This window comes from Delftia sp. ASV31 (assembly GCF_016428765.1).
Classification (GTDB): Bacteria; Pseudomonadota; Gammaproteobacteria; order Burkholderiales; family Burkholderiaceae_C; genus Comamonas; species Comamonas acidovorans.
The window spans coordinates 1-18062 of the sequence record NZ_JAELTK010000033.1; the positions used below are offsets into that span (position 1 = coordinate 1).

At 67.8% G+C, this 18062-nt stretch carries 15 protein-coding genes; 10 read left to right on the top strand and 5 right to left on the bottom strand.

The window, feature by feature from the left end:
• From JHD82_RS13770 to JHD82_RS13795, 6 genes are all read left to right on the top strand, one after another.
• A partial coding sequence (locus tag JHD82_RS13770) for an ATP-binding cassette domain-containing protein (protein WP_199136986.1) occupies window positions 1-1165 on the top strand: 1165 nt, incomplete at its 5' end.
• Between the two features lie 284 nt (window positions 1166-1449).
• The gene (locus tag JHD82_RS13775) at window positions 1450-2397 is read left to right on the top strand and encodes a MurR/RpiR family transcriptional regulator (RefSeq protein ID WP_233174731.1); all 948 of its coding nucleotides are present in this window, start codon (window positions 1450-1452) and stop codon (window positions 2395-2397) included.
• Complete coding sequence (locus JHD82_RS13780) at window positions 2394-3431, top strand: amino acid ABC transporter substrate-binding protein (RefSeq protein ID WP_199136988.1); 1038 nt, start codon at window positions 2394-2396, stop codon at window positions 3429-3431. Before JHD82_RS13775 ends, JHD82_RS13780 begins: the two co-directional genes overlap by 4 nt.
• A gap of 20 nt (window positions 3432-3451) precedes the next feature.
• Entirely contained in the window at window positions 3452-4501 is a 1050-nt protein-coding gene (locus JHD82_RS13785; RefSeq protein WP_199136989.1) for an ABC transporter permease subunit, read from the top strand.
• A 17-nt stretch (window positions 4502-4518) separates the two neighbouring features.
• The gene (locus tag JHD82_RS13790; RefSeq protein ID WP_199136991.1) at window positions 4519-5601 is read left to right on the top strand and encodes an amino acid ABC transporter permease; all 1083 of its coding nucleotides are present in this window, start codon (window positions 4519-4521) and stop codon (window positions 5599-5601) included.
• Window positions 5598-6572, top strand: a complete 975-nt coding sequence (locus JHD82_RS13795; RefSeq protein ID WP_199136993.1) for an isoaspartyl peptidase/L-asparaginase family protein — start codon at window positions 5598-5600, stop codon at window positions 6570-6572. Before JHD82_RS13790 ends, JHD82_RS13795 begins: the two co-directional genes overlap by 4 nt.
• Before the next feature lie 718 nt (window positions 6573-7290).
• On the opposite strand, the gene phbB is transcribed toward JHD82_RS13795, so the two are convergent.
• The 3 genes from phbB to JHD82_RS13810 form a co-directional block, all read right to left on the bottom strand.
• Window positions 7291-8028, bottom strand: coding sequence for an acetoacetyl-CoA reductase (phbB, locus tag JHD82_RS13800; protein ID WP_012205436.1), 738 nt, complete (start codon window positions 8026-8028; stop codon window positions 7291-7293).
• A gap of 212 nt (window positions 8029-8240) precedes the next feature.
• Window positions 8241-9422, bottom strand: a complete 1182-nt coding sequence (locus tag JHD82_RS13805; protein ID WP_012205435.1) for an acetyl-CoA C-acetyltransferase — start codon at window positions 9420-9422, stop codon at window positions 8241-8243.
• Window positions 9423-9545: 123 nt separating this feature from the next.
• Window positions 9546-11438, bottom strand: a complete 1893-nt coding sequence (locus tag JHD82_RS13810; RefSeq protein ID WP_199136995.1) for an alpha/beta hydrolase — start codon at window positions 11436-11438, stop codon at window positions 9546-9548.
• Between the two features lie 141 nt (window positions 11439-11579).
• Here JHD82_RS13810 and JHD82_RS13815 point away from each other — a divergent pair, with 141 nt between their 5' ends.
• Window positions 11580-11915, top strand: coding sequence for a hypothetical protein (locus JHD82_RS13815; RefSeq protein WP_013802557.1), 336 nt, complete (start codon window positions 11580-11582; stop codon window positions 11913-11915).
• Here JHD82_RS13815 and pgeF read toward each other — a convergent pair.
• Entirely contained in the window at window positions 11835-12680 is an 846-nt protein-coding gene (gene pgeF, locus JHD82_RS13820; RefSeq protein WP_199136997.1) for a peptidoglycan editing factor PgeF, read from the bottom strand. The genes JHD82_RS13815 and pgeF overlap by 81 nt on opposite strands.
• On the bottom strand, window positions 12677-13342 hold the full coding sequence (gene maiA / locus JHD82_RS13825; RefSeq protein WP_013802559.1) for a maleylacetoacetate isomerase: 666 nt from the start codon (window positions 13340-13342) through the stop codon (window positions 12677-12679). The genes pgeF and maiA overlap by 4 nt, the downstream gene beginning before the upstream one ends.
• Before the next feature lie 133 nt (window positions 13343-13475).
• Between maiA and JHD82_RS13830 the strand changes: the two genes are divergently transcribed.
• The 3 genes from JHD82_RS13830 (at window position 13476) to JHD82_RS13840 (ending at window position 17997) form a co-directional block, all read left to right on the top strand.
• Entirely contained in the window at window positions 13476-14171 is a 696-nt protein-coding gene (locus JHD82_RS13830; protein WP_012205430.1) for a fumarylacetoacetate hydrolase family protein, read from the top strand.
• A gap of 147 nt (window positions 14172-14318) precedes the next feature.
• Window positions 14319-14882, top strand: coding sequence for an NUDIX hydrolase (locus JHD82_RS13835; protein ID WP_012205429.1), 564 nt, complete (start codon window positions 14319-14321; stop codon window positions 14880-14882).
• A 262-nt stretch (window positions 14883-15144) separates the two neighbouring features.
• Entirely contained in the window at window positions 15145-17997 is a 2853-nt protein-coding gene (locus JHD82_RS13840) for a chemotaxis protein CheW (RefSeq protein WP_199136999.1), read from the top strand.
• Window positions 17998-18062: the final 65 nt, after the last annotated feature.

Here is an 18062-nt window from a genome sequence, read left to right on the forward strand (position 1 = left end):
CGAGTTCAAGCCGCCGGCCAACCTGCCCAACCCCATGCTGGCCATCACGGACGCCGCATTCGGCTACCTGGACGACGAAGGCCAGGCGACCACCATCCTGCGCGGCGTCAACCGCTCGGTGCTGGCGGGCCAGCGCATCGGTATCCTGGGCGCCAACGGCCAGGGCAAGTCCACCCTGGTCAAGACCATTGCGCGCGAGATGAAGGCGCTGGCCGGCACCGTGACCGAAGGCAAGGGCCTGAACATCGGCTACTTCGCCCAGCAGGAACTGGATGTGCTGCGCCCCGGCGAGAATCCCATGGAGCACATGATCCGCCTGGCACGGGACACCGGCGCTACCGGCCCGCAGGCCCGCGAGCAGGACCTGCGCAGCTACCTGGGCACGTTCAACTTCAGCGGCGACATGGTCAAGCAGGCCGTGGGCAGCATGAGCGGCGGCGAAAAGGCCCGCCTGGTGCTGGCCATGATCGTCTGGCAGCGCCCCAACCTGCTGCTGCTGGACGAGCCCACCAACCACCTGGACCTGGCCACGCGCGAGGCCCTGGCCATGGCGATCAACGACTTCGACGGCACCGTCATGCTGGTCAGCCACGACCGCGCGCTGCTGCGCTCGGTCTGCGAGGACTTCTGGCTGGTCGGCCGTGGCGTGGTCGGCCCCTTCGACGGCGACCTGGACGACTACCAGCGCTACCTGCTGGAAGAATCCCGCCGCCTGCGCGAAGAGGCCCGCAAGGCCGAACAGGCGGCTGCGGCCACCAGCAAGGCGGCAGCTCAGGTGGAGCCTGCAGCACATGCAGCACCTGCAGTGCAGGCCCCCGTGGCTGCTGCGCTGGCCCCGGCCCCCGCTGCCCCGTCCACGCCGCCGGCCGCCAGTGCCGGAGACCAGCGCGAGCAACGGCGCCTGGCCGCCCTGGCCCGCCAGCAGATGGCCGAGAAGACCCGGCCGTTCAAGAAGGAACTGGAACAGCTGGACAAGCGCCTGCCCCAGTTGCAGGCCGAGCGCACGCGGCTCGAAGGCCTGCTGAGCCAGCCCATCTCGCCCGCCGACATGGCCGAGACGGGCCGCAGCCTCAAGGCCTGCAACGACGAGATCGACAGCCTGGAAGAGCGCTGGCTGGAACTGAGCGAGCGGATCGAGCAGCTGTCGGCCGCGATTTCCGACTGATTCCAGTCGTTCTCGAAAACCAGGCGGTCCCATGGGACCGCCTGCCACAAGCGTCGTCCCGCGTGAAGACGGCGCGCCACTTCGGCTCCGCCCAAGTGCGCCCCTGAGGCCCCGCCCTCCCCCCACTCCCCTCACGCCCCCGCACTCCCCCCACTCCCCCCACTCCCCCCACTCCCCCGCAGCCAGCGGAACACATGGATCGTTTGATTCAGGGTTTCTCCTGAATGAAAGATTTCATTCTTAAAAAATAATGAATGAAAGAGACCATTCACTTTCATTCATTCATGGAACTCCACCCCCAACCCGCCGTACAGGAACTGCTGCGCGCCAGCGTCGATGGCTCGCCCGCCGTCGCCCGGGTAGGCCGCTGGATGGCCGCGCATCCGGTGCTGGCCGTCACGCTGAGCGCCGAGGAAGTGGCCAATGCCTGCGGTGGCTCCCTGGCTGCCGTCAACCGCTTCGCCAAGCACGCCGGCTACGAAGGCTTTGCCGATTTGCGCCTGCACCTGGGCCGCCAGCTGCAGCAGGCCCTGGAACCAGTGAACAAACTGCGCGCGGCGCATGGGCCCGAAGCCGCCACGGCAGGCGCCGTGGGCACCATGGGCGAGCAGGCCTTCGGGCACACGCAGCGCAACCTGCAGGCGGCTGCGCAGGCCTGCGACCCCGGCCTGCTCGACCAACTGGCCCAGCGCATCTGCCGCGCCCGCCGTGTGCTCTTCATGGGGTTCGGCAGCTCCCACCATGTGGCGGCCTTTGGCGCCGACGTGCTGCAACCCTATCTGCCGCAGGTGGTGGAAGTGACCTCCGCAGGCGGATCGGAACAGGCGGTGCGCCGCATGACAGGGCTGACGGAGCAGGACGTGCTGATCGCCATTTCCCTGCCGCGCTACTCGCGCGAAGCCGTCGCGCTGACGGCGCACGCACGCCAGCGGGGCGCCCTGACCATCGCCATCACCGACGAGGCCACGAGTCCGCTGGCCCGCGAGGCCGACTACACGCTGCTGGCGCCCGCCTCGCATCCCCTGCTGCCTTCATCGCCAATGGCGGCCATGGCCATGGTCGAGGCACTGGCCACCCAGGTCATCCGCGCCACGCCCCAGGCCGTGCGCAGCCTGGTCGAACTGTCCGAGTCGGTGCTTCCCTACCTGACTCCGGACGCCGATACCGCTTCGCCGGCGGCAACCAAGCCGCAACCCCAGGCCCCTCATCCCGCTGGAAAGGATTCACCATGAACGCCCCTGCCCGTCTGCGCTTTGCGCTTGCATCGATGGCCGCCCTCTTCACACTCGCTGCCGCGCCGGCCCACGCTGGCAAGACGCTGGACGGCATCAAGCAGCGCGGCGCCGTGGCCTGCGGCGTGCACACGGGGCGCGCAGGCTTTGCGCTCGCCGACGGCAGCGGCAACTGGTCCGGGCTGGACGTGGATCTGTGCCGTGCCGTGGCTGCAGCCACCCTGGGTGACGCCAGCAAGGTCAAGTTCATTCCCACCAGCGGCCAGACACGCATCACGGCGCTGCAGTCCGGCGAGATCGATCTGCTGGCACGCAACACCACCTGGACCTTCACGCGCGACAACGGCCTGGGCCTGATGTGGGCGGGCGTCAATTTCCACGACGGCCAGGGCTTCATGGCCAGGAAGAAGCCCGGCCTGAACAGCGTCAAGCAACTCTCTGGCGCCACCATCTGCGTGATCAGCGGATCCACCACGGAAAAGACCCTGTCGGAGTACTTTCGCGCCCACAAGCTCAACTACAAGGCGGTGGTGTTCGACAACCCCGAAGCCGCCCTGCAGGCCTTCAGCAGCGGACGCTGCCAGGCCTATACAGGCGACCTCGGCGCCTTGGCCGTGCTGCGCGGCAAGGAGCTGGCCAACCCCGACGACTACGTGATCCTGCCCGAAGTCATCTCCAAGGAGCCGGCCGGCCCGGCCGTGCGACGCGGTGACGACGAATGGTTCGCCGTCGTGCGCTGGACACTCAACGCCATGATCGAGGCCGAGGAACTGGGCATCACCCAGGCCAATGCCGACGAGCTCAAGACCCGCTCCGACAGCATCCAGGTCAAGCGTTTCCTGGGCCAGAGCGACGACCTGGGCAAGCAGCTGGGGCTGGACAAGGAATGGGCGCTGCGCATCGTCAAGGCCGTGGGCAACTATGGCGAGAGCTATGAGCGCAACCTGGGCGCCAAGTCCGGATTGAACGTCCCGCGCGGCAAGAACGCGCTGTTCACCAAGGGCGGCCTGATGATGTCGCCGCCGATGAACTGACGCGCCGAGGGCACCCTGCCATGAATGCCGCGAACGCTGTAGATGCTGCGAAAGCCGTGAATGCCATCGACGCCGGGGCACGGCAGCCACCGGCCCCCACCCGGCCGCGCTGGGGCCGGCTGGCCTTGCAGCTTGCCATCGGCTGGCTGCTGATATTGCTGCTGGGCTGGCTGGCGCACAACGCCAGCCGCAACATGGCCGCGCGCGGCATTGCCGGGGGCTTCGGCTTTCTGGAGCAGACGGCCGGCTTTTCCATCTCCGAAGGGCTGCTTCCCTACGAGCCCGGCGACAGCTACCTGCGTGCGGTCGCGGCCGGCGTGGCCAACACGGTTCGCGCCGCCGTGCCCGCGCTCGTGCTGGCCACCGTGCTGGGCCTGCTGCTGGGCGTGGCCGCCGTGGCAAGGCATCCGCTGCTGCGCGGAGCCGTGCGCCTCTATGTCGATGTGGCGCGCAACATCCCGCTGCTGGTGCAGGTGCTGCTGTGGTATTTCGCGCTGACTTCGCTGCTGCCCGATGTGGACCAGCCTCTGGCCATCGGCCCCATGGGCTTTCTGAGCAAGGCGGGGCTGGCCCTGCCCGGCCCGGTGTACGACAGCGCGGCGGGCTGGCACTGGAGCTCGCCGCAGCCGGGCATGTTCGGCATCGACGGAGGACTGGCGCTGACGCCGGAATACCTGGCCCTGGTAGGAGCCCTGGGCCTGTATGCCGCCGCCTATTGCGCGGAAATCGTGCGCGCCGGTCTGCAGGCCGTGCCGCGCGGGCAATGGAATGCCGCCTCGGCCCTGGGCATGCGCCGTGGCCAGCAGCTACGCCTGGTCGTGCTGCCGCAGGCCCTGCGGGTGATCATTCCGCCCTATACCAACCTGGCGCTCAGCACCATCAAGAACTCCTCGCTGGCCGTGGCCATCGGCTACCCCGACGTGGTGATGGTCGCCAACACCGCCATGAGCCAGACCGGCCAGGCCATCGAGTGCGTGACCATCATCGCGGTGGTCTACCTGGCCATCAACCTGCTGACCTCGCTGGCATTGAATGCCTTCAACCAGCGCAGTGCCTTCATCACACGCTAGCCGGGAAAGACCTGCCCATGAGTGCCGTACTCCGCGCACCGGCCCTGCCGGTGGCCCCGCCCCGGGTTCCGCTGGCGCAGCGCCTGCGCGCCAGCCTGTTTCCGGATGCGCTCTCCGGGCTCATCACCGCCACGCTGCTGCTGGCCGCGCTGTGGGCGGGCTGGAAGCTGCTGGCCTGGGGCCTGCTCGACGCCGAAACCGCAGCCAACCCCGACACATGCCGCGCTGCGGCCGGCGCCTGCTGGGGCGTGGTGCGCGACAAGTACCGTCTGGTGTTCCTGGGGCGCTACCCCATGGCCGAACAGTGGCGCCCCGTCGCCGCCAGCCTGCTGCTGCTGGGCAGCGTGGGGGTGGCGGCACTGCCGCGCTTCTTCGGCCGCGCCGGCATGGCAATGCTGCTGGCCGGGTTGGCCGGCTTTGGCGTGCTGATGGCGGGCGGTGTGGCCGGCCTGGCACCCGTGCCCAGCGATCTGTGGGGCGGCCTGCCGCTGACCCTGTTCCTTGCAGTGATCGCCTGCCTGACCGGCGTTCCGCTGGGCATTCTGCTGGCGCTGGGCCGGCGCTCCAGCCTGCCCTTGATCCGCATCCTGTGCACGGGCTTCATCGAGACCGTGCGCGGCGTACCCCTGATCACACTGCTGTTCTTCGGGGCCTTCGTGCTGCCCATGCTGGTGCCCGCGCAATGGCGGGTGGACCCCATGGTCCGCATCGCCGTCTGCCTGGCGGCCTTCAGTGCCGCCTATCTGGCCGAGGTGTTTCGCGGCGGGCTGCAGGCCGTGCCCCAGGGCCAGGTCATGGCGGCCCAGGCCATGGGTTTCACCAGGGTGCAGGTGCTGCGCCACGTGGTCCTGCCGCAGGCACTGCGCGTGACCATCGCGCCCACGGTGAGCAACTTCATCGGCGCGGTGAAGGACACCTCCCTGGTGGCGATCGTGAATATCTACGACATCACTGGCTCCCTGAAGATGGCCATGAGCGACCCCCACTGGATTGCGTACTTCGTGGAGATGTACATGGTGGTCTGTGCCGTCTACCTGCTCATCGGCCTGGGCATCGCCCGCTATGGCCGCTTCCTGGAATCGCGCTACGCACTCCAATGAACATGTCCCAGAACTCCCGAAAATTTTCCATTGCCGTGCACGGCGGCGCAGGCACCGTCATCCAGGGCCAGGCCGACGAGGCCCCCTACCACGCCGCGCTGGCCCAGGCGCTGGAGGCGGGCGCCGCCCTGCTGCGGCACGGCGCCAGCGCGCTGGACGCCGTCCAGGCCGCGTGCCAGTCCCTGGAAGACTGCCCGCTGTTCAATGCCGGGCGCGGCTCCGTCTACACGCGCGACGCGCGCCACGAGATGGACGCCGGCCTGATGGACGGCAGCAACCTGCGGGCCGGCGCAGTCGCCTCCGTCAGCCAGGTGCGCAATCCGATTGCGCTGGCACGGCATGTTCTTGACGACGGCCAGTGCGTGCTCCTGGTCGGCGAGGGGGCGCAACGGTTTGCCGATGAACGCGGGCTGGCGCGGATGGAAGCAGGCTACTTCGACTCTGCCGAGCGCCTGGCACAGCTGCGCCGGGTGCAGGCGCAATCCGGCCAGACCGCGCTGCTGGACCACGACGCCAGCGGACTGGCGGCGCACCCTGCTCCGCTGAACGAGAACGGCAAGATGGGCACGGTCGGCGCCGTGGCGCGCGATGTGCATGGCAACCTGGCCGCCGCGGCATCCACCGGCGGGCTGACCAACAAGCGCCCCGGGCGCGTGGGCGACACGCCCGTGGTGGGCGCAGGTTTCTACGCCGACAGCACCACCTGCGCCGTGGCGGCCACCGGAACCGGCGAGCATTTCCTGCGCGCAGCCATCGCGCACGACATCCATGCGCGCATGCGCTACCTGGGGCAAAGCCTGGAACTCGCAGCCGACGCCGCAGTGCGGGGCACGCTGACACACATCGGTGGCCAGGGCGGCGTGGTGGCCGTGGACAGCCAGGGACGCGTGCACTGCCCCTTCAACAGCGCCGGCATGTACCGCGGCTACATCGTGGACGACGCGCCTGCTGTGACCCTGATTTTTGCCTGATGGACGTTTTCACCCCAGGTTGACCTGTGCCCACGCATTGCGGGCAACGAGGCGTAACAGCATCGGCCTTGGCCCGCCACATCAGTAAGCCTCTGTCAGGAAACGGATTTTTTCTCACCGCGCCAGAAATCTGTCTTCAAACTGACAGATCACCACCTCCGGGCTTGCAATTGCTTGCGTCCTGGGGCAATCCCTGAGTCAACCTGCAGCCACTTGCCCGCGTTGAACACGCAACAAAGGAGTGATTGCACATGACCGACATCTTTTCCCACACCGCCCTGCAGACCCGCTTTGCAGCCGCTGCGCTGGCCCAAGCTGTCTGGCCATGGGATGACCGTGACCGCAAGCGCGGCCCCCGCAACGCCTGAAAACCGGGTCACAAAAAAGTTTCGACTTCCTTCGAAAATTTTTTAAAAAACCTGTCAACCAGCTGAATCTGGCCCGCGTTAAGAGAGCAATACAGGAGAAAGTTTCCATGCAAACGACTGCCATCATGTCCATCTGGCCCGAAGACGAACGCGATCGCAAGCGCTGAGGCGCTGGCTGGCGCACACGGTGCCCCAGTCTCTGACACCACCGGTCTGACGGCCTTCCGTGCAGACCCCCTCTTCCACAGAACCCGCTTCAGCGGGTTTTGTCATTTCTGGGACATTTGCAGCGGGGCTGCCCAACAAAAAAGGAGCCCGAAGGCTCCTTTGCAGCGCGAACCCTTGCAGGTTCAATGCATGTGCAGGCCACCGTTGACCGAAAAATCGGCGCCGGTGGAATAGCCGCCTTCCTCCGAAGCCAGCCAGGCGATGATCGATGCGATCTCGCTGGGCTCGCCCAGGCGCTTGACGGGGATGGTGCCCACGATCTTCTCCAGCACGTCGGGACGGATGGCCTTGACCATGTCGGTGCCGATGTAGCCGGGGCTCACGGTGTTCACGGTCACACCCTTGGTGGCCATCTCCTGCGCCAGCGCCATGGTGAAGCCGTGCATGCCCGCCTTGGCGGCCGAGTAATTGGTCTGCCCGGCCTGGCCCTTGGCACCATTGACCGAGCTGATGTTGATGATGCGGCCCCAGCCCTTTTCCACCATGTCGCCCACGACCTGCTTGGTCACGTTGAACATGGAGTTGAGGTTGGTCTCGATGACGGCCTGCCAGTCTTCCGGCGTCATCTTGATGAACATGCGGTCACGCGTGATGCCGGCATTGTTGACCAGCACATCGATGCTGCCGTGCTCGGCCTTGGTCTTGCTGAAGGCCTCGACGGTGGAAGCCCAGTCGCCCACATTGCCGACCGATGCATGGAAGTTGTATCCCAACGCCTTTTGCTCGTCCAGCCACTTCTGGAAGTCGCGCGACGGACCGCAACCTGCGATGACCTTGAAGCCTTCCTTGTGCAGACGCTGGCAGATAGCCGTTCCGATGCCTCCCATTCCCCCTGTGACATACGCTACTTTTTGAGCCATTCTTCTCTCCTGTCAATCAATGGTTGCTTCAGATCAATCTATCCACGACAACCGGGGCATTGACTCCGGTTATCACCAAGGGTGCCTGAACCTCTGGGTCCGGCACCCCCGTATGGCTAGTATGCAGCGCGTGCGCTGCGCCTCTCTTCGGGCAGGCCCTAGGCAGGCCTAGGATCTACCCTGAAAGCTTGCTAACGTTTTCCCTGAGCCTTTCAGACGCGCTCCACCGCCATGGCCACGCCCATGCCGCCGCCGATGCACAGGCCGGCCAGGCCCTTCTTGGCGCCGCTGCGCTGCATCTCGTGCAGCAGGGTGACCAGGATGCGCGCGCCCGATGCGCCGATGGGGTGGCCGATGGCAATGGCGCCGCCGTTGACGTTGACCTTGGCGGGGTCGATGCCCAGCTCCTGGTTCACCGCACAGGCCTGGGCCGCAAAGGCTTCGTTCAGCTCGAACAGGTCCACGTCCTGCGCTGTCCAGCCCGCACGCTCCAGCGCCTTGCGCGAGGCGAACACCGGGCCCAGGCCCATGGTGGCGGGGTCCAGGCCGCTGGTGGCGTAGGAGACGATGCGTGCCAGCGGCTTCAGGCCCAGGGCCTTGGCCTTGGAGGCGCTCATCACCACCACGGCGGCCGCGCCGTCGTTCAGGCCCGAGGCGTTGCCGGCCGTCACCGAGCCGGCCTTGTCGAAGGCCGGGCGCAGGCCTGCCAGGGCGTCGGCATTGGTCTTGCGGTTGATGTACTCATCGGCCGCGAACACCACGGGATCGCCCTTGCGCTGGGGAATGCTGACGGGAACGATTTCGTCCACGAACTTGCCTGCGTCCTGTGCGGCCGTGGCCTTTTGCTGGCTGGCCAGGGCCAGGGCATCCTGCTGCTCGCGGCTGACGCTCTTTTCCTTAGCCACGTTCTCGGCCGTGATGCCCATGTGGTACTGGTTGTAGACGTCCCACAGGCCGTCCACGATCATGGTGTCGGCCATCTTCCAGTCGCCCATGCGCTGGCCGTCGCGCGAGCCCGGCAGCACGTGGGGCGACAGGCTCATGTTCTCCTGGCCGCCGGCCACGACGATCTCGCTGTCGCCCGTGGCCACGGCCTGGGCTGCCAGCATCACAGCCTTCAGGCCCGAGCCGCAGACGGCATTGATGGTGAGGGCCGGGGTTTCCTTGGCAACGCCGGCCTTCATCATGGCCTGGCGTGCGGGGTTCTGGCCTGCGCCAGCGGCCAGCACCTGGCCCATGATGACTTCACCGACCTGGTCGGTGCCGACCTTGGCGCGGTTCAGTGCCTCGCGGATCACGATGGAGCCCAGTTCGGTGGCGGGGATCTTGGCAAGGGTGCCGCCAAACTTGCCAACGGCAGTACGGACAGCGGAAACGATGACGATGTCTTCCATGATGACGGACCTTTCTTTGGACTCTTGAAGGGATGCCCGGGCGCACATTGCCGCAGTCGCGGCAGCGGCACCCTGCATTCAAGCCGCAGCGTTATTGCACTGCAGCATCGAAACGATTGTGCCTCAGGCCTTGACCAGTACGTAGCGGCCCGGGGCCGGCTCGATGGCTGTGTATTCCCTGCCTTTGCCGTACTGCTTTGGCGCTGCGACCAGCTTGCCGCCGTGCTCGGCCAGCCAGGGGCTCCAGTCGGCCCACCAGCTGCCCGGGTACTCGTCGGCGCCGGCCTGCCACTCCTTGAGCGTGGGCGGCAGTTGGCCGTCCTCGCGCAGCCAGTAGCTGCGCTTTTTCTTGGCTGGCGGATTGATCACGCCCGCGATGTGGCCCGATGCGCCCATCACAAAACGCTTGTCGCCGCCCAGCACCTGGGTGGACGCATAGGAGCCGCCCACGGGCACGATGTGGTCCTCGCGCGAGCCGTAGATATAGGCTGGCAGGCGCAGCTGGTGCATGTCGATGCGCTCGCCGCAGACGGTCAGCGTGCCGGGCTGGGCCAGCTTGTTTTCCAGGTAGAGGTTGCGCAGATACCAGGCGTAGTAGGGGCCGGGCAGGTTGGTGGAGTCGCTGTTCCAGTACAGCAGGTCGAACGGCGGGGGCGTCTCGCCCTTGAGGTAGTTGCCCACCACATAGTTCCAGACCAGGTCGTTGGGCCGCAGAAAGCTGAAGGTGGACGCCAGGTCCTGGCCCTTCATGAGGCCGCCCTCGCCCATCTGCATCTCACGGAAGCGCACCACGGATTCGTCGATGAAGACATCGAGGATGCCGGTGTCGCTGAAGTCGATGAAGGTGGTCAGCAGCGTGACGCTGGCCACGGGAAACGGCACGCCGGCCGGCGCCGTGGCGCGGGCTGTGGATGTGCGGGCGGCGCTGCGGCTGCCAGCCGCGCGCTTGGCCGCAGGCGCCTTGGCCGCCGGAGCGGCAACTGCGCCATGCTCGCGGTCATGGCGCGCCTGCAGCACCGCCAGCGCGGTGGACAGCATGGTGCCGCCCACGCAAAAGCCCAGCACATTGATCTGCTCGGCTCCTGCGATCTCGCGCGCCACGCGGATGCCGGTGAGCACGCCGTCCTCGATGTAGTTGTCCCAGGTCTTGCGCGCCAGGCTTTCGTCGGGGTTGCGCCAGCTCATCACGAAGGTGCGATGGCCCTGGCTGACGGCGTAGCGGATCAGCGAGTTGTCGGGCTGCAGGTCCAGGATGTAGAACTTGTTGATGCAGGGCGGCACCATGAGGAAGGGCCGTTCGTGCACCTTGTCCGTCAGCGGCTTGTATTCGATGAGCTGGAACAGCTCGTTCTCGAACACCACGGCGCCTTCGGTGGTGGCGACGTTCTTGCCCACGGTGAACAGGCTCTCGTCGGTCATGGACACATGGCCCTGGCGCATGTCGGCCAGCAGGTTGGCCACGCCCTGGGCCAGGCTCTCGCCCTGGGTTTCGATGGCTTTCTTCTGGGCCTCGGCATTGAGTGCCAGGAAGTTGCTTGGCGCCATGGCCGCCAGCCATTGCTCGATGGCGAAGCGCACGCGGTTGCGCGTCTTGTCATCGGCCTGCACGGCATCGGCCAGGCCCATGAGCATGCGGCTGTTGAGCAGATAGGTGGCGGCCGTGGCCGCCGTCAGCGGATTGCCGGCCCACGATTCGGTGTTGAAGCGCTTGTCCTTGGCCAGCAGCGCCTGGGCACCGCCCTGTTCGGCCATGGCCTTGGCACCATCCAGGTACTGGCGCTGCAGCTCCAGCAGCTTTTCGGGGTCCAGCGACAGCGCGTTCTCGGGCAGGGCGCCGGGTTCGGGGACGGCCGCTTTCCAGGCCTGGGCCATGTCCGGCATGCCTGGCATGCCCTGGGTTCCCGGAAGGCCTGGTTGCCCCAGCTGCTGCAGTGTCTGCAGCGTGCGGCTCCATTGCTCGTTCCAGAATTGCTGGACGGATTGGCCTGACAGGCCAGCGAGTGGGTCAAAATTCATGCTGCATCCTTGTTCGTGGATGCCATGCAATAGCCTGGGGCTTGCGGGGCATCCGTTTTGATTGTGACCCAGGCGAGCCCCGCCTTGCCCGGCACAGACCTCCACGAAAACCCGTGCCTCGCTCGTTTTTTTGGTTCGACCATGTATCTCGTTGTTATCGCCTGGCTGTATGTCACTCTGATGATGGCAGTGGCCGAGGCCGCCAGCCCCACGGGCAGCATACTCGGCGCCGTGATCACGTTCGCACTCTATGGACTGCTGCCGCTGTCCATCGTGATCTACATCATGGGCACACCCGCGCGCAAGCGAAAACGCCATGCACGCGAATTGGCCGAGCGCGAGGCCTGGCTGGCGCAGCAGCAGGCCTCGCAGAGCGGCCCCGGCACGCAGGCGCGCTCAGTCCTTCCAGATGCAGGCGGCGAACCGCCCGCTGCTGCCCAGGCGGGCAGCGTCGCGCCGGTGCGAAAAGAACCGTGAGCCGTTGAGCACCGTGCACCATGCGTCGCCGCCGTCATTGCCGTAGATGGCGGTGATGCCCAGCGCCGTCAGGCGCTGGCGCGCAAGCCCGGCCAGGTTGGCCAGGTACTTGGGTGCGCCCCCGCCCTCTTGCGGCACGGCGGTGAAATGCGCCCCGGCCGCCGCGTCATGCGCGATGAAGGCCGCGCGCACCTCGGCGCCCACTTCGAAGGAGCGCGGACCGATGCAGGGTCCGAGCCAGGCCAGGGTCTGCTGCGCCGCTTGCCCGGGCGGTGTCTGGATCTGGCCGGCAAAGCGCTCGAACAGCGTCTCCAGCACCCCGCCCGCCAGCCCGCGCCAGCCCGCATGGGCCGCGCCCACCACGGCACCACTGCGATGGGCCAACAGCACGGGCAGGCAGTCTGCCACCATGATGGTGCAGACCACGCCCGAGGCGCTGGTCACGCAGGCATCGAAGGCCTGGCCCTGCGCGCTGCCTGCATCCAGGGCCACCACATCCACGCCATGCACCTGCTGCAGGAACACTGCGCAGGCGCCCGGCGTATGGGCACGCACGATCGCCTGCAGCCGCTGGCGGTTGGTGCGCACGGCCTGCGGGTCATCGCCCACATGGTCGCCCAGGTTCAGGCTGCCCCAGGGCGCCGTGCTGACGCCGCCTTCGCGGGAGGTGCACAGCGCGTGCACGCCGGGCGGCGCGGGCCACTCGGGCACCAGCCAGGATGCGGGGATGGCGCCAGGGATGGAGTCAGGCCGGGCCGCGCTCATTCCGCGTCGGGGCAGGCCGAGGGATGGGCCTTCTGGAAGGCCGGCAGCGCCTCGCAGCGATCGACGATGGCCGCCAGGCGTGGCAGGCCGTCCAGGCTCACGTTGAAGCGGCGGCCGTTGAAGATCTGCGGCACCAGGCAGCAGTCGGCCAGCGTGGGCGTGTCGCCCCAGCAAAACAGCGAAGGCGCCAGGCCTGCGGCCTCGCGCTCGGCGGCCAGCAGGTCCAGCTGGCGCTCGAAGGCTTCCAGGCCGGAGCGCACCCAATGCACGTACCAGCCGCTCTTGGCCTCGTCGGAGACACCCAGGTTGCGCACCAGGTACTTGAGCACGCGCAGGTTGTTGAGCGGATGGATCTCGCAGGCCACCATCTGGGCCAGCGCGCGCACATGGGCACGGCCCAGGGCGTCGCGCGGCAGCAGCGGTATTTCGGCATGGGTCTCATCGAGATATTCGATGATGGCCATGGACTGGGTCAGCCAGTGGCCGTCCTCGGTTTCCAGCGCCGGCACCAGCGCATCGCCGACATGCTGGGCATAGGCCGGCGCCCTGTGGTCGCCGCGCAGCAGGTGCACGGGTACGGATTCATAGTCCAGGCCCTTGATCTGCAGCGCAATGCGCACGCGGTAGGAGGCCGACGAGCGGAAGTAGGTGTGGAGCTTCATAGACCGCAAAGCATACCGTGCGGCCCGGGGTCTGTTCCGGCTCATCCGGCCATCGCGTTGCCCCGCTGCGGGGCCACAGGCATGGCACACTTGCGGCGGCGCCCACGAGACAAGGCGCCAGAGGAACACCGACATGAGCTACGTTTTCAACCCGCCCGCCGTGGCCAGCGTACCCGTCCTGGGCCGCCCCGAGCGTTTTCCCGTGCACCGCATCTACTGCGTGGGCCGCAACTACGAAGAGCACGCCAAGGAGATGGGCTTCACCGGCCGCGAGCCGCCCTTCTTCTTCCTCAAGCCTGCCGACGCCATCGTGCCCGTCGAGGCCGGCACCACGGGCACCATGCCCTACCCCACGCTGACCTCCAACCTGCACCACGAGATCGAGCTCGTCGTGGCCATCGGCAAGGCGGGCAAGAACATCCTGGCCGCCGACGCGCTGGACTACATCTGGGGCTACGCCGTGGGCCTGGACATGACGCGCCGCGACCTGCAGAACGACATGAAGAAGCAGGGTCGCCCCTGGTGCATCGGCAAGGCTTTCGAGCATGCCGCGCCCATCGGTCCCATCACCCCGGCAGCCGAGGCCGGCGACATCGCCAAGGCCATGATCTCGCTGCAGGTCAATGGCGCCGACCGCCAGCGCAGCGACATCGGCAAGCTGATCTGGAACATTGCCGAGACCATCGAGCACCTGTCGGCCGCCTGGGAACTGCAGCCCGGCGACCTGATCATGACGGGCACGCCCGAAGGCGTGGCCGCCGTGGTGCGCGGTGACCTGCTGGAAGGCCGCATTGATGGCCTGAGCCCCTTGAGCGTCAAGATCGCCTGAGATCCCTGTGCCTGGCGACAGGCCGGCAAGGCAGCGGGGAGCGCGCTCCCCGGCCTGCCGGCCTTCGTTTTTCTGAACCCACAGTCCGCCGCACGGAAAGCCTTCATGCCTTCCGTCCGGCGGCGCTTTCACTTCCATGGTGTCGGCATGATTTTTCGCAGCCCCATCAAGTTCTGCCGAGCCTGCGGCACGGCCGTGGTCTACCGCATTCCCGACGATGGCGACACGCGCGAACGCGCCGTGTGCCCGCACTGCCACACCATCCATTACGAGAATCCGCTGAACGTGGTCGGCACCATCCCCGTCACCGACGACGGCCGCGTGCTGCTGTGCAAGCGCAACATCGAGCCGCGCCGGGGCCTGTGGACCCTGCCTGCTGGCTTCATGGAACTGGCCGAGACCACGGCGCGCGGCGCCCAGCGCGAGACCGATGAGGAAGCCGGTGCCGACATCGAGATGGGGCCGCTGTTTTCCATCGTTGACGTGCCCAAGGTCAGCCAGGTCCACCTGTTCTACCGCGCCCGCCTGCGCAGCGAGCAGTTCTATCCAGGCCCCGAGACCATGGAGGCCCGCCTCTTTGCCGAGGCCGAGATTCCCTGGGAGGAACTGGCCTTTCGCACCGTGCGCGTGACGCTGGAGCGCTACTTCGAGGATCGTGCGGCAGGCCTGCTTGACGCGCACCGCGTGCACTCCATCGACCTGAGCCTGTAGGCGCATGCACCGCCGTCCGGCACCACCGTGCTGCACGGCAGTGCCGGACGCACCCCGGTGACGCCAGGCCATGCCCCGGCGTGGCGCCGATGGGGCTGCGGGTGGGGCCGTGGATGGGGTGTGGAGGGGGGTTGTCATCCCTGTGTCACCTTGCAGACACATTTAGTCACAAGCTGGCCTCCTTCTTGCTCGTTGCATCAGGCTTTTCCCTGATCGGGGAAAGCGGGTTTCACCCAGCCTGAACCTGACTGCGGAGCGCTCCATGGCCACATCCCTGCCAACCGACCTGATTCTTCCCCACCTGCGGGAACTCAACCGCAACGCCGCCGACCTGCGCGAAATACGGCTCATGTGGCGGCTCATCGAAGCCTCGGCCCGCATGCAGGCATCGCAGCAGGGGCAGGCCCTGGTGTCCATGCTCACCGACACGCGCCAGGGACTGGAGCAGCTGGAGCAAGGCCTGCTGCAGTCGCAGCTGGCGCAGTCCGCGCAGGAGGCCATGGCCCAGCTGGGCATGCAGTCCGCCCATGCCATCGACCTGCTGGTGCGAAGCCTGTACGAGCGCACGGCCGATGTCGGCTTTCTCGCCGCCGATACCGTGCTGTGCGAGGCCATGGCCCGGCTTGACGATGGCGATGGCGATGACTGCGGCCTGCCCGACATGGCGGCCGGCGGTCTGCGCGCATGGCAGGCACCGCTGCAGGCGCACTTGCAGGCCCACCTCCAGAGCTACCGAGCCAAGTACACGGTGTATGACGACATCCTGCTGCTGGACACGCAAGGCCAGGTCTGCGCACGTGCCCAGGCGCAGGCAGGCCGCAAGCCGCCACCGCCCTGTGCCGAGGCCTGGTTCCAGCAGTCCCTGCAGCAGGCCGGCCATGTCAGCCATTTCGGCGCCAGTTGCGTGCTGCCCGGCGCTGACCGCCTGATCTACGCGCAGCGCCTGCTGCACCCACGCACCATGGCGGTGCTCGGCGTGCTGTGCCTGAGCTTCGACTTCGCCGCCGAGATGCAGGCCATCTTTGCCTCGGGCGGGCCGCGCGCCCAGGTGGGGCTGCTGCTGGACGAGGGCGGACTGGTCATCGCCAGCAGCGACGCCCACTGGATAGCCCCCGGCAGCCGCGTGCCCATGCACCATGGTGATGCCGTGCAGCCGCTGATCCATGCAGGCCGCACCTACCTGGTGCGCACGGCGCGCGCCCTGCCCTACCAGGGCTATGCGGGGCCGCAGGGCTGGCAGACCCAGGTAATGGCACCGCTGGACCTGGCCTTCGCCGCGCAGCAAAGACCGCAGGTGCTGCAGGCGCTGGAGCCGGCCATTGCCGAGGGGCTGATGGCCCAGGCGCGCGGCTTTTGCCCGCCGCTGCACGCCATGGCCCGCGCGGCCGACGATATACGCCGCGTGGTCTGGAATGGCCAGGTGCTGGCTGCCAGCCAGGCGCCGGAGTCCCCGGTGCAGGGCACGGCCCACCCGGACCCGCTGCAGGCCGTGCTGGAGCAGATGGGCGAGACCGGCGACCTGACCCATGCCGTGTTCACACGCGCCATTCACGGCCTGCACGAGACCGCGCTGTCCACCCGGCTGCAGGAGCACAGCACGCTGAACCGGCTGCTGATGGACCTGCTGGAGCGCAATCTCTATGAACGTGCCAACGACTGCCGCTGGTGGGCCCTGACGCCCGGCCTGCAAAAGGTGCTGGAGGACAACAGCGGCTGCCTGGCCCTGTCGGTACAGGCCCACGACAGCGCGCAGCGGCTGCTGGAGCAGCTCAATGCGCTGTACACCGTCTATGCGCGCATTGCGCTGTACGACGCCCAGGGCCTGGTGCTGGCCTGCAGCCATGAGGACGAAGCCGGCCTGCCCCTGGCTCCCGGCACGCGCGTGCAGGCATCGGCCCTGCAGGCCACCGTGCTGCTGCGCGATGCCCAGGCCTACCACGTGCAGGAGATGGACGACGGAGGCCTGCCCGTCCATGTCTACCATGCCGCGCTGCGTGCGCCATCGCCTGGGAGTGAACAGGCGCACGGACATGCACACGGCGGCGATCAGGGCCCCGTCATCGGCGGCATCGCCCTGCTGTTCCACACGCGGCGCGAGCTGCAGGCCATGCTGCAGGCCGCAGCGCCAGAGCAGGCGGCAACGGCAGAGCACGCTGCAGCCACCGATCCCGAAGACAGCGGCCTGCCGCGCCTGCCGATGGAAGCCTTCTACGTGGCGCGTGACGGGCGCATCGTCGCTGCCAGCCATGGCGGGCGCCCGCTGGGCAGCTGCATCGCAGGCGTGGCCGGCTTGGCATCGCTGGCCGATGGCGAGGTGCGCAGCAGCATCGAGGAGATCGAAGGCCACTACTGCATCGTCGGCATGGCCGCCGGGCGCGGCTACCGCGAGTTCCGGCTGGACCAGGGCGCGGCACGCGATGCAAAAGAAAGCGCAACGGACGACACACTGGCAGGCCTCGTCAGCCTGAGCCTGCAGCGGCTGGGCCCCGTGCATGCCGATGCGCGCAACCGCGCGCTGCGCCTGGCGTCGGCCACCCGGCTGGATGGCGCCCGGCCCGCTACGCACGGGCACGGGCGCGCAGCGCATGGCAGCGGCGACGCGCCTGTGGAACTGGCCAGCTTCTACGTGGGCGCCAGCCTGCTGGCCCTGCGCGCGGGCGATGTCTGCGAGGCGCTGCCCGCCAGCGCCATCTCGCCCGTGGCGGCAGGACGGCTGCCGTTTTGCGTGGGCGCGCTGGCACGGCGCAGCCAGGGCAGCGTCAGCGGCTATGTCTGGGTGTTCGACCTGGCCGCGCTGCTGCAGGGCCAGCCCGGCGTGGTCACCGAGCAGTCACAGGTCATCGTGGTCCAGCATGGCGGCCTGCGCGTGGGCCTGCTGGTCAGCGCGCTGCAGGGCGTGCACCGGCTGCCAGCCAGCGCGCTGGTGGATTCGCCCATGCTGAACGCGGCCGACACCGCGACGGCCCTGGTGCGCAAGCTGGTGCATGCCGATTCGGGCCTGCCGCTGATCCAGTGCCTGGACCCCGCCGCGCTGATGCGCAGGCTGCAGCCTTCGCGCGTTGCCGCGGCCAATGCCGACCGCAATGCGGTCAGCGTGGAAAGAGAGGCGGCGTAGCCCGGGCCTGTCGGGCCTATGGGCATGTCGGGCGCGCCGGGCCTGTCGGGTGTGCCGCGCCTGTA

Excerpts from the sequence above, each read along its gene's own strand:
- phbB (WP_012205436.1), bottom strand. The coding sequence starts at position 8,028 with ATGGCTCAAAAAGTAGCGTATGTCACAGGGGGAATGGGAGGCATCGGA.
- JHD82_RS13780 (WP_199136988.1), top strand. The coding sequence starts at position 2,394 with ATGAACGCCCCTGCCCGTCTGCGCTTTGCGCTTGCATCGATGGCCGCC.
- JHD82_RS13795 (WP_199136993.1), top strand. The coding sequence starts at position 5,598 with ATGAACATGTCCCAGAACTCCCGAAAATTTTCCATTGCCGTGCACGGC.
- maiA (WP_013802559.1), bottom strand. The coding sequence starts at position 13,342 with ATGAAGCTCCACACCTACTTCCGCTCGTCGGCCTCCTACCGCGTGCGC.
- JHD82_RS13815 (WP_013802557.1), top strand. The coding sequence starts at position 11,580 with ATGTATCTCGTTGTTATCGCCTGGCTGTATGTCACTCTGATGATGGCA.
- JHD82_RS13810 (WP_199136995.1), bottom strand. The coding sequence starts at position 11,438 with ATGAATTTTGACCCACTCGCTGGCCTGTCAGGCCAATCCGTCCAGCAA.
- JHD82_RS13830 (WP_012205430.1), top strand. The coding sequence starts at position 13,476 with ATGAGCTACGTTTTCAACCCGCCCGCCGTGGCCAGCGTACCCGTCCTG.
- JHD82_RS13785 (WP_199136989.1), top strand. The coding sequence starts at position 3,452 with ATGAATGCCGCGAACGCTGTAGATGCTGCGAAAGCCGTGAATGCCATC.
- JHD82_RS13790 (WP_199136991.1), top strand. The coding sequence starts at position 4,519 with ATGAGTGCCGTACTCCGCGCACCGGCCCTGCCGGTGGCCCCGCCCCGG.
- pgeF (WP_199136997.1), bottom strand. The coding sequence starts at position 12,680 with ATGAGCGCGGCCCGGCCTGACTCCATCCCTGGCGCCATCCCCGCATCC.
- JHD82_RS13775 (WP_233174731.1), top strand. The coding sequence starts at position 1,450 with ATGGAACTCCACCCCCAACCCGCCGTACAGGAACTGCTGCGCGCCAGC.
- JHD82_RS13805 (WP_012205435.1), bottom strand. The coding sequence starts at position 9,422 with ATGGAAGACATCGTCATCGTTTCCGCTGTCCGTACTGCCGTTGGCAAG.
- JHD82_RS13835 (WP_012205429.1), top strand. The coding sequence starts at position 14,319 with ATGATTTTTCGCAGCCCCATCAAGTTCTGCCGAGCCTGCGGCACGGCC.
- JHD82_RS13840 (WP_199136999.1), top strand. The coding sequence starts at position 15,145 with ATGGCCACATCCCTGCCAACCGACCTGATTCTTCCCCACCTGCGGGAA.